Annotated in this window: 10 protein-coding genes; 7 read left to right on the top strand and 3 right to left on the bottom strand. The window is 57.5% G+C overall.

Features of this window, described 5'->3' with window-relative positions; all coding sequences use genetic code 11:
• Positions 1–54: 54 nt before the first annotated feature.
• The 4 genes from ACFER_RS05395 to ACFER_RS05380 all read left to right on the top strand — a co-directional run bounded on the left by ACFER_RS05395 (position 55) and on the right by ACFER_RS05380 (position 4452).
• Positions 55–297 carry a YdbC family protein gene (locus ACFER_RS05395; protein WP_012938402.1) on the top strand — a complete coding sequence of 81 codons (243 nt, stop codon included), beginning with the start codon at positions 55–57 and terminating at the stop codon, positions 295–297.
• A 164-nt stretch (positions 298–461) separates the two neighbouring features.
• On the top strand, positions 462–2096 hold the full coding sequence (locus ACFER_RS05390) for a DUF4153 domain-containing protein (RefSeq protein WP_227898373.1): 1635 nt from the start codon (positions 462–464) through the stop codon (positions 2094–2096).
• A gap of 21 nt (positions 2097–2117) precedes the next feature.
• Positions 2118–3038, top strand: a complete 921-nt coding sequence (locus tag ACFER_RS05385; protein WP_012938400.1) for a DMT family transporter — start codon at positions 2118–2120, stop codon at positions 3036–3038.
• 103 nt (positions 3039–3141) lie between these two features.
• Positions 3142–4452 (top strand): C1 family peptidase, encoded by a 1311-nt coding sequence (locus ACFER_RS05380; RefSeq protein WP_012938399.1) that lies wholly within the window; start codon positions 3142–3144, stop codon positions 4450–4452.
• Positions 4453–4592: 140 nt separating this feature from the next.
• On the opposite strand, the gene ACFER_RS05375 is transcribed toward ACFER_RS05380, so the two are convergent.
• Complete coding sequence (locus tag ACFER_RS05375; protein WP_012938398.1) at positions 4593–6038, bottom strand: amino acid permease; 1446 nt, start codon at positions 6036–6038, stop codon at positions 4593–4595.
• Positions 6039–6162: 124 nt separating this feature from the next.
• Here ACFER_RS05375 and ACFER_RS05370 point away from each other — a divergent pair, with 124 nt between their 5' ends.
• The gene (locus tag ACFER_RS05370; protein ID WP_012938397.1) at positions 6163–7443 is read left to right on the top strand and encodes a M18 family aminopeptidase; all 1281 of its coding nucleotides are present in this window, start codon (positions 6163–6165) and stop codon (positions 7441–7443) included.
• A gap of 31 nt (positions 7444–7474) precedes the next feature.
• Here ACFER_RS05370 and ACFER_RS05365 read toward each other — a convergent pair whose 3' ends face one another.
• Both ACFER_RS05365 and ACFER_RS05360 read right to left on the bottom strand, forming a co-directional pair.
• Positions 7475–8443, bottom strand: coding sequence for a lactate/malate family dehydrogenase (locus ACFER_RS05365; RefSeq protein ID WP_012938396.1), 969 nt, complete (start codon positions 8441–8443; stop codon positions 7475–7477).
• 157 nt (positions 8444–8600) lie between these two features.
• Positions 8601–9206, bottom strand: a complete 606-nt coding sequence (locus ACFER_RS05360; RefSeq protein ID WP_012938395.1) for an ECF transporter S component — start codon at positions 9204–9206, stop codon at positions 8601–8603.
• A gap of 264 nt (positions 9207–9470) precedes the next feature.
• Between ACFER_RS05360 and ACFER_RS05355 the strand changes: the two genes are divergently transcribed.
• A complete protein-coding gene (locus tag ACFER_RS05355) occupies positions 9471–10322 on the top strand; it encodes a ChbG/HpnK family deacetylase (RefSeq protein ID WP_012938394.1) in 852 nt (283 codons plus the stop codon).
• A gap of 71 nt (positions 10323–10393) precedes the next feature.
• Complete coding sequence (gene pfkB, locus ACFER_RS05350) at positions 10394–11296, top strand: 1-phosphofructokinase (RefSeq protein WP_012938393.1); 903 nt, start codon at positions 10394–10396, stop codon at positions 11294–11296.

Below are 11296 nucleotides of genomic sequence, written 5' to 3'. Positions count from 1 at the left end.
ACTCCGGTATAATGGAATCGAGGGGATATAAACTACCGAGGAGGAAGATCATCCATGGACAGAAACAAATCCGACTTCAGCTATGAAATCGCCGACGAACTGGGCACCCTTTCCACCAGCCCCAAAGGCTGGACCAAAGAGGTGAACCGGATCTCCTACAACGGCCGTCCGCCCCGGTTCGATATCCGGGAATGGGCACCGGGCCGGGAAAAAATGGGCCGGGGGATCACCCTCAGCGAAACCGAAGCCAAGGACCTGTGCAAGATCCTGTTCCAGTATTTCAAGAATCGGGGCTGAAAAAGAAGCAGAGGGGGTACCGCAAACGCAGGCGGTACCCCCTTTTGTGGGTTCTACCTCCATCTGGTGGGTTCCACCCTGCTGGCGCCTCCTTCTTCTCCCTTTCCCTGCAAAATGGTATAATAAAAACACCATTTCAGCTTTTCTAAGGAGGGGATCCTTTGGTGCTTTCTCGTATCCATTCTTTCTTCCTGGGCATCTGGGAGCGGAACCAGCGGTTCAAACCGGCTCTGATCGCCACCTGGGGCATTGCCCTGGCCTGGTTTTTTGTGCTGGTGTCCGGCAACCTTTCCTGGCTGCTCCAGAAGAACAACTTTTCTTCGGCCCTTTTGGCCGCGGGTGTCGTCGCCCTTGTTTCCGTGCCCTGGCGCCTGTACAACGAACGGTACGGCCGGGTGGAACTGCGTCGGGATGCAGCCTGCTTCCTGTTTTTTCTGCTTTTGTGGCGTTTTTTGGAGCGACTTCCCGGTACCGGCTTTTCCCAGTATGTGCTGCTGGTGCTGGTCGGCCTGATACCTTTCTGTCTGGGACTCAGCCTGTTTTTCTGTGACAGCCGGGAAGGCAAACCCCAGCTGTTTGGCCATTTTGTGGTGGCGGGCGTGAAGACCTTGCTGCTGGCGGCCGTGGTGAACTGTATGCTGGGTCTGTGCTATGCCAGCGTCAGCTTGCTGCTGTATCCCCTGGGCCTGCCCTGGGTGCTGTGGATTTCTTATCTTTCTTTTGGTGTGGTGGGGTTCCAGTATTTCATCTCCTGCATCCCCAAAGCTGACGACCCGGTCTCCGTGCCGCCGCTCTATACCACTCTCTGGAAACGGATCCTGCTGCCCTGCGCCATATTCCTGCTGCTGGTGATCTACCAGTACCTGGTGCGCATCCTGTGGCAGAAGAGCCTGCCCGTGGGGTTCATGAACCCCTTCGGCCTGTTCCTGATGGCGGTGTACGCCCTGTTGTATTTCTCCTTCTGGAAGGGGGAACCGGCCTGGCAGAAAAAAGCCCTGCACTGGGGCGCCCTGCTGCTGATTCCGGTGCTCATCGGCCAGTTTGCCGGCCTGCAGATCCGGCTTTCCGCCTACAGCCTGACCTCTCTGCGGTACCTGTCCCTGTGCTGTACGGGCTTCGGAATCTGCACCCTGGTGTGTGGCTTCTTACGGTGGAAACCCCGGAAACTGTACCTTTTGAGTAGCCTGCTGACTCTGGTACTGATCCTGACGCCGCTCAATCTCATCGACCTGCCCGCCTGGTTCCAGGCCCGGCGGCTGGATGAGGTACTGGCCCGGAACCAGCTGGTACAGGGAGATCAGCTGGCCAGCGGACGGAATCTATCGCCGGAAGACAGTAAACTCCTCCGCAGCAGCTTTGCTTACCTGTCCCATAGTCCGGGCAGATGGCGATATCCCAATGTGGAACGGATCCGGCAGCAGCTGGACTTTCTGGCCACGCTGCCTCGGGAACCTGTCCAGACCGCACGGGGCAATAACCTGCATTATCGGACTGAACGGCTGAAGATCCCTGTAGCCGGATATAGTACCGCAAGCCTGGAACGCGGGTTTGCCATCCGGGCAGGGAAACTGCAGTACGGGCTGCCCAGTCAGACGGAACAGACCTGGGACGTGTCCCGGCAGCTGAAGAAATTGACTGAGAAATACCCTTCCGGCGGCGCCGTTCCTCCGGAGGCCCTGGAATTCCAGCTGGACGGCCAGCACAAGCTGATTCTCTTCTCTCTGAGTGGAGACCGGGCAGGATTCCAGGCCCAGCCGGGTAAACAGATCAATGGCAGAGGAACCCTGCTGACAAAATAAAGAAAGAAGGCATCCTCCTCTATGACCAAGAACCAGAAGGCCATTTTCTGCATGCTGCTGGCAGGGGTCCTGTTCAGCCTGACGGAAGTGGCCATGAAAAAGATCAATGCGGATCTGAACGGGGTCCAGGTGAACGCCACTCGGTATTTTCTGTGCGGAGTGTTTTTGATGCCCTGGAGCCGGGCCCGGCTGAAGGCCACGGATACACACATCCATGCAGCCCAGATGAAGCTGTGTGCCCTGCTGGCCTTTTCCGGCATTACCATCGTAGGCCCCCTGTACCAGATGGCTTCAGCCACTCTGGGGGCAGGCAACACCGGCGTCATCTTTTCCAGTACGCCGCTCTTCATCATCATGCTGGCGGCCCTGCTGCTCCATACGCCTGTTACCCGGCGGGAGGGAATTGCCCTGGCGTTGCAGGTGCTGGCCATTGCCATTCTGGTGGATCCCTTCCATATGACCATGGAACCGGTGGGAGTGGCAGCCCTGCTGGTGTGCGTGGTCTGCTACAGCCTGTACGCCGTGGGCGGCAAGAAGCTGATAACAGATCTGGGCAGCATCACGGTGACTGCCTGGTCCTTTTTCTGGGGTGGTGTCCAGCTGCTGCTGGTGGCCGGCCTGTCCCACATCCCGGCTGTGTCCCAATGGCTGATGGCCCACGGCTTTGCCAATTACGCCTGTGTTCCTCTCTTCACCGGCTACACCTGGGAAAATCTGCCCTGGGTTCTGGTACTGTACATCGGCATCACCCTGGTGGCCTTCCTGAGCTGGTTCCTGGCCATCGAATGGGGTGGTGTGGCCCTGGGCAGCCTGACCTATTTCATCAAGCCGGCCCTGAGTCCCTTGTTTGCCCTGATTTTCGCGGGGGAACCCATCACGACGAAAATGATGATCGGCATGGTGCTCATGATCGGAGGGGCGTTTGTGGCATTAAAAAGATAAAAAAGTCTCCAGGCACTCGTCTCGAGTCTCTAGCCGATGGAGCAAATTTGCCTGAGGCAAATTTGGATCAATGGTAAACAATTAGAAAGCGAGCGTGTAGAATATGAAAGAAATCAACGATGCATTGCTGCAGTCCTTCCGTGCCAAAGTGGCAGCGGACCCCAGTGTTTCTGTTTTGAACAGTGCCCTGGCCAAAACCGATCTGGCCGACCTGTCCTTTGTGCCCATGGCGGCGGCCCGGCACCGGGGGCCTTTTGCGGTGGAAGTGAAGACCCGGGGCATCACCGCCCAGCAGAAATCCGGCCGGTGCTGGCTCTTTGCGGCCCTGAACATCCTGCGGGAAATCGTGGCGGAAAAATGCGGCCTGGAAGAATTCGAACTGTCCCAGAACTACCTGAGCTTCTATGACAAACTGGAAAAGGCCAACAATTTCCTGGAAATGGTCATTGAACAGGCCGGGGAACCGGTGAAAGGCCAGAGTATGCAGTACGTGCTCCGGGGCATGGTGGATGGGGGCTACTGGAGCGAAGCGGCCCATCTGGCAGCCAAATACGGGGTGGTGCCCAAAACCGTCCATCCGGAATCCTATCAGTCCGGCCATACGGACCGGTTCCTGGCCGCCATGAACCGCCTGCTCCGGAAAGACGCCATGGAACTCCGGGACCTGGTGGCTGCCGGGAAGGATCCCTATCCCCGGAAGAAGGAAATGCTGGCGGAAGTGTACAAGGCCGAATGCATCGCCTTCGGGGCTCCGGTGGAAACCTTCGATTTTGCCTGGCGGGACAAGGACAAGAACTATCACTGCGACCGGAACCTGACACCCAAAGCTTTCTACGACAAATACGTGGGCCTGGCCCTGGAGGACTATTATCCGGTGATCAACGAGCCCACCCCGGACAAGGAAATGGATACCCCGGTGGCTTTCCATGCGGTGGAAAACATGGTGGGGAAGGATATGGAAGCCCTGAACCTGTCCCAGGAGGCCCTGGAGGATCTGTGCATCCGGCAGCTCCAGGCCGGGGAGCCGGTGTGGTTCGCCTGTGATGCCGGAGCCTGCGGGGCCCGGAAAGAGGGCATCTGGGATCCGGACAGCGTCCAGGTGGAAAAACTCCTGGGCGGGATTTCCTGGGAGATGCCCAAAGGGAAACGGCTGGAATACGGAGCCAGTTCCGCCACCCACGCCATGCTCCTGACCGGTGTGGATTTCGACGGGAACGGCCGTCCCACCCGGTGGAAGATCGAGAATTCCTGGGGCAGTGGGGTGGGCGAGAAAGGGTACTTCGTCTGCTCCGAAAAGTATTTCAAGGAATACGTCTACGAAGCAGTGATCAAAAAATCCCATTTCACCCCGGAACAAAGAGAAATGCTGAAAAAAGAACCCATCCGGATCAATCCCTGGGAGGAAGACGTATAAGGAAAGAGGGTGTGAAAAAATGCTTTTTCACACCCCGTCACTAGTCACTAGTCTCTAGTCACTAGCCGATGGAAGCCAGCTGACGCAAGCGAAATAAAGGCGCTGTGGATGATTTTTTCACAGCGCCTTTATTTATAGGATTACGCTCTTTCCTTCTTTGCCAGTTCCGGCAGGATGAATCCGATGCCGATCAGTACCAGCGGGGTCAGGATATTCATGGCAAACTGGAAATACCAGGTGTCCGTACCGCTTTGCACCCCACGGGGGAACATGCCCATGATGCAGGCAAAAGCGGTAAAGGCAAAGCACCAGAACCCGGCCAGCATGCCCAGGCCGCGGCTCTTCACAAAATGGTATGCAGAAACATACTGGTCCGCGTGTTTCTTCAACATCATGTAGGCGAAGAACACCCACAGGTACCGGAGCGGCATGCACACCGCATTCAGGCGGATCAGCCAGTTGTAGAGGCTGGTCATGTCGCCGATCCCCAGGGCCGGGACGATCAGCAGGATGGAAACCAGCACGGCGGTCAGTTTATACCCGGTGACCGGCACCCCTTTGGCGTTCACTTTGGTGAACACTTTGGGCACGAACTGGGGATCCACGTCCGCCAGCAGGATCTTGATGGGGGCGTCGATGGAAATGGCCAGGGTGGCCGCCTGTCCCAGGGTGTTGCAGATGGCGTAGATGATCACGAAGGTCTGGCCGATGCCATAGTATTCACCCAGCTTGGAGAAGCTGTAGTAGGCCCCGTTCATCATCAGGTCCTTGGGGATGTTGGTGGGGTCGAACATCAGGCCCATGGCAAAGGTCCCCAACAGGGCGGTGACCGCCACCATAGTGGCCATGAAGATCATGGATTTGGGATATTCCGAAGAAGGTTTCTTCAGGTTGTTGACATAGGGGCTCAGCCGTTCGCAGCCGCCCACCGCAAAGACCAGGATGCCCAGTGTGGTCATGTAGTCAAAATCGAAGGTGGGCATCAGGGTATCCCAGTTCAGGCTGTAGGTGAAGGTCCTGGCGGTGGTCAGGTGAGGAGCCGCCAGGGCCAGCAGGATGTAGAGGATGCTCATGACGAACATGAAGCTCCCGGCCAGGGCCCCGATCCGTTTCAGGGCGTTGACCCCTTTGGAGGCGTACCACAGGAAGAAAAAGAAAATCACCAGAGCAATGCTCTGGAGCACCAGGGGCGAGATGGTCTTGGTCAGGCTGCCGTTCTGGAATACCGCCCAGCCAAAGGCAATGAGCATGTTCTGGGGCTTTTGGGCCAGATAGGGCATATGGACGATCCAGTAGGTCCAGCCGGCGAAGTAGGCCAGTTTGGCTCCGGAGGTGGAGCGGATCCAGGAGGATACCCCGCCTGCGCTTTCCTTGAAGGTGGAGCCCATTTCGCCCACCATGAGCACATAGGGGATGAAGTAGAGGGCAAACATGAGGATCCAGGATACCACCGCTTTGAGACCCTGGTTGGCATAGCCGTTGACGATGTTCCCGAACCCCCATACGGAGGTGAAGGTCATCAGGCCCAGCGCCTGCCATGACAGAACTTTGTTGCTTCCATTGAGTGATTTTTCTTTTTCGGCCATTGGAAAGCCTCCTTTTCAAAAGATGGTATTATTATACCATGGAAGCTTTTACTTTCCCAGTTAAATGAAAAAGTTTTTGAACAATTTTGTATCTTATGATACAATGGCCCCAGGAGGTGTCAACATGAATCAAACCACAAAAGAGTTACTGAACCTGATCCACAAGAGCACGTCCCCGTATCATACGGTGGCAGCCAGCCGTGACCTGCTGCTGGCCAACGGCTTTGCTGAACTGTCCCTGGCAGAGGACTGGACCCTGGCCCCGGACGGCAAGTATTTTGTCACCTGCTTCGATTCGTCCCTGTTTGCCTTCCGCACCGGCAAGGCAGGCTCCCGGGGACTGAAGATTGCAGCAGCCCATACGGATTTTCCCTGCTTCCGGCTGAAACCGGCTGCCGAAGTCAATACCCAGGGCTACGGCACCCTGAACGTAGAAGGGTATGGCGGCATGATCGTATCCACCTGGATGGACCGGCCCCTGTCCCTGGCCGGGAAGATCGTCACCCGGACCGAAGATCCCTTCAAACCCCATACCCACCTGGTGGATTTCAAACGGCCTCTTTTGAGCATGTCCAGCCTGGCCATCCACATGAACCGGGAAGTGAACGATGGATATAAATGGAACAAGCAGAAAGATGTGCTGCCCCTGGCCACCATGCTGGGAGAAGATCCGGAAGACAAGCACTTTTTCACCAACTTCCTGGCCAAAGAACTCCAGGTAAAGCCGGAAGACATCCTGTCCTTTGAACTGTCCACCTATCCGGTGGAAGAAGGCTGTACCTTCGGGCTGAAGGACGAATTCATCTCATCCGGCCGGCTGGACAACCTGACCTCCTGCATGGGCTGCCTGAAAGGCATCATCAACGGCAACGGCACGGAAGGACTCCATGTGGCCTGCCTGTTCGACAACGAGGAAGTGGGCAGCAACACCAAACAGGGTGCGGATTCCCTGGTGCTGAACAACCTGCTCCACCGGATCTACGCCAAACTGGGGCTGACGGAAGAAGCCCTGTACCAGGATATGGCCACCGGGTTCATGCTCAGCGTGGACGTGGCCCATGCCCTTCATCCCAACTATACGGACAAATGCGACATCACCAACAAGCCCCTCCTGGGCAAAGGGGTGGTGCTGAAACAGGCCTGCAGCCAGTCCTATGCCGGGGATGCGGAAGCGGTGGCCATTGTGAAAGGGCTCTGCGCCGCCAACGGGATTCCCTGCCAGCTGTTCGTGAACCGCAGCGACATCAAGGGCGGATCCACCCTGGGCTCCATGGCCTCGGCCCTGACTCCCATCCGGACCATGGATATCGGTGTGGCCCTCCTGGCCATGCACAGCGCCCGGGAAACCATGGGCGCCGCCGACCAGAAGGCACTGGAAGATCTGATTACGGTGTTCTTTGGGTAAAGAGTGTGAAAAAGAAAAGGTGTGACCGCGGTCACACCTTTTCTTTTTCCTTCAAAATAATGTCATACGCCTTGTTCACATTCTCCCGGATGGCCGCTGCGCAGGCTTCGAACTGTTTCTGTTCTTCCGGGGTCAGGGGCAGTTCCAGGACCTTTTCCACCCCTTCTTTGCCGATTACAGCCGGGACGCCGATGAACAGGTCCTGCTGGCAGTATTCCCCGTCCAGTTCCACAGAGCAGGGGAGCACCCGCTTTTCATCCCGGAGGATGGTGCCCACCAGGGTGGCTGCAGCTCCGGCAATGCCGTATTCCGTGCACCATTTGCCGGAAACCGTCACCCAGCCCCCTTTGATGGCCTGTTCCTGGATGGCTGCCCGGGCAAAAGGCCGGCCGCTGTGCTTTTCGTACTGGTCCACGGTCATGCCGGAGAAGTTCAGCAGGGACCAGGGGACAAACTGGGCATTCCCGTGCTGGCCCAGCATAAAGGCGTTGAAACTGCGGCTGTCCAGGCCGGTGGCATCGCTGAGGGCATGGCACAGCCGGGCCGAATCCAGCAGGGTGCCCGTGCCCATTACCTGGGAACGGGGCAGGCCGGACAGATTGGCGATTTCCGCCGTGATCAGATCACAGGGGTTGGTGATATTCACAAAGATCCCGTCGAACCCGGCATCCATGATCCGGGGAATGAAACGGGCCACCTGGACCACACTGTTTTTCAGTTCGTCATCCCGGTTGAAGTTCCGGCACAGGGAAATATCTCCCACTGCGTTGACGATCACCGCACAGTCCTTGAGACCGGCATAATCCGTGGTTTTATACTGGACCCGGTGGGGCATGAAAGGGACGGCATCGTTCAGATCATTGCATTCACTGGCAAGCTTTTTGGCATCGATGTCACAGAGCAGGATTTCGTCAGCAATTCCCATCATCCCCAGGGAATAAGCCACATGGGCGCCCACATGGCCAACGCCGACAATGCCTACGGTGGTTTTTTCAATCATGGCAGAGCCTCCTTGGTTTGGCATAAAATGAATCCCTTGTGTCATCTATTGTAACATGGTTCCAGAACTGTCGAAAGACAAAACAGAAATGTATACTGGATACAGGGAAATGGTCATGGGCAAAGGAGACCATCTGCCGGCGGCAGCCGGGCCTCCCTTATTTTTTGAGGATCTCCGTCAATGCCAGGCTGGCCTTTTTGTAGATCAGATAGGTGATCCCCGATACCAACGCGTACTTCAGCAGGTTAAAGGGAAGTACCGTCAGCAGCAGAAAATCCGTCAGGCTGTGGACCAGGGGATTGGTGGCACTGGCCATTTTCAAAATCGCCGCCAGGGGGATCTTGTACAGCTTCACATACAGGGGAATGGCCAGGAACCGGTTGGCCCCCACCGCAAACACACTGGCCACCAGGCTGCCGGCCAAAAGCGCCGTCATGGCCCCTTTCCGGGTCCGGTGCAGGTGGTAGAACACCGTGCAGGGCAGCACATAGGCCAGGGCGCACAGCAGGTTCATCCCTTCTCCCACAAAGGCGGAAGAACTCCCCACCAGCACCAGTTTGATCAGGATCTTCAGCAGCTCCGTCAGCCCGCCGGCCAGAGGCCCGATAAAGAACCCGGCAAAGAGGGCCGGCAGATCCGAAATCTCAAATTTCATATATGCCGGGGCAAAGGGCAGGGGGAATTCAAAAGCCATCAAAAGAGAAGACAAAGCCCCCAGCACCGCAATAAAGACCATGGCCCGGGGCGTAAGTGCACGATTCATGGGAAAATCTCCTTTCCATATAAAAACAAGTCCAGTGTAGCAAAAGGGGTGGGGGATGTCAACGGAAGAAGGGGAGTGGAAGTGACCAGGTGGGTAAGTGGGATGTCAGCTGACTAACCACCTAACCACCTAACCACCTAACCACCTAATCACTTACCCCCTGATTCCCCTACAAAATTCCCTCCCCATCTGATATAATAAATAGTCAAAACAATATCCATTCCAGCCATCTGCGGCTGTTTACTTTTGGAAAGGATGGCTTCCATGCCCAAACAACTGATTGTCAATGCTGATGATTTCGGCCGCCATACCCTGATCAACCGGGCGGTGGAACAGGGAGTGGCCCGGGGACTGATCCGGTCGGCCACGGTCATGGTCACCGGCGCCGCCTTTGCAGAGGCGGTGGAACTGGCTCGCCGGACCCCCGCCCTGGGGATGGGCATCCATTTCACCCTGGTAAATGCCAGACCCGTCCTGCCTGCAGCGGAAATCCCAAGTCTGGTGGATCCGGCCACCGGGGAACTGTATCCGGACCACGGTGCTTTCGTGAAACGTTTCCTTACCGGCAAGATCCGGCTCCAGGATGTGAAGCGGGAATGCACCGCCCAGCTGGACCGGTTCCTGGATACGGGACTGGTGCCCACCCATGCGGACAGCCACCAGCACATGCACGTGCTGCCCGGGATCATCGACATCATCCTGGACCTGTGCCTGGACCATGGGATCCCGGCAGTGCGGATCCCGTCCATCCCGGTGAGCCTGCTGGCCACCCGTCCTTCCAACCTGGGGGAACAGGTGGGAAGGACCGGGCTCCATGTGCTGGCGGAACGGGCCCGGAAAAAAGCCCGTGCCCTGGGCATCCAGGCCCCGGGTCATTTCGGGGGCATCGTGGCCGGGGAAGCCGTGGACAAAAAGGCCCTGCGGACCATCCTGCTGAACCTGAGGGAGGGCACCACGGAAGTGATGCTCCATCCGGGCACCAGCAATGAGATCCTGATCCCCGCCACCCAGTGGGATCACGATTTCGAAGGAGAACTGGACGCCGTAACCGACGACGGAATCCTTCAGCTGGTGCAGGAACAGAAGATTAGCGTACAAAATTTCAGGGACCTGTAAAAAAGGAAACGGCGCCGAACAAAAGCGGCGCCTAACCCACCACTTCCATCCAAACAGAAAGGAAGCTTTTCATGATTTACACCATCACCTTCAACCCCTCCCTGGACTACGTGGTGACACTGTCCCAGCTCCAGGTGGGGGCCATCAACCGGAACCAGGCCGAGGAAATCTTCCCCGGAGGCAAGGGCATCAACGTATCCTGGATCCTCCAGAACCTGGGGGTCCCCACCCGGATCCTGGGCTTCAAAGCCGGCTTCACCGGGGACGAAATCCAGCGCCTGGTGGAAGATCGGGGCATTCCCTGCAGCCTGCTGCCGGTGGAAAGCGGCTTTTCCCGGATCAACGTGAAGATCCGGGCGGAAGAAGAGACCGCCCTCAACGGCAAGGGCCCGGAAGTGACCCCTGCCCACCTGGACCGGCTGTGGCAGCAGCTGGAAGCCTTGGCAGAAGGAGATTTCCTGGTTCTCTCCGGCAGCGGTCCCAGCGGCTGCGCGCCCTCTTTGTACGGGGACATTGCCGGAAAAATGCACCAGCGGAACATCCCCTGTGTGGTGGATGCCACCGGGAAACTGCTGGCCGGGGCCCTTTCCGCCCATCCCTTCCTGGTGAAACCCAACGGGGAAGAACTGGAAGACCTGCTGGGCCGGAAACTGCCCGATGATAAGGCCCTGATCCAGGGCGCCCGGGAACTCCAGGAACGGGGGGCACGGAATGTGCTCATCAGCCTGGGAGGCGACGGCGCCCTGCTGGTGGATGAAACCGGCAAAGTCCACCGCCACCAGGCCCCCAAAGGGACCATGGTGAATACGGTGGGAGCCGGGGACAGCATGGTGGCCGGTTTCCTGGCCGGCTATCTGCGGAACAAAGACTATGGGGAAGCCCTCCACTGGGGCATCTGCGCCGGCAGCGCCACGGCGTTCACCATGCATCTGGCAGAAAAGGAAGCTATTGAACAACTGGTAAAGGGGAATTGA

Origin of the sequence: Acidaminococcus fermentans DSM 20731, assembly GCF_000025305.1 — a bacterium.
GTDB classification, from domain to species: domain Bacteria; phylum Bacillota; class Negativicutes; order Acidaminococcales; family Acidaminococcaceae; genus Acidaminococcus; species Acidaminococcus fermentans.
This window is presented reverse-complemented; position numbering and strand designations above follow the sequence as displayed.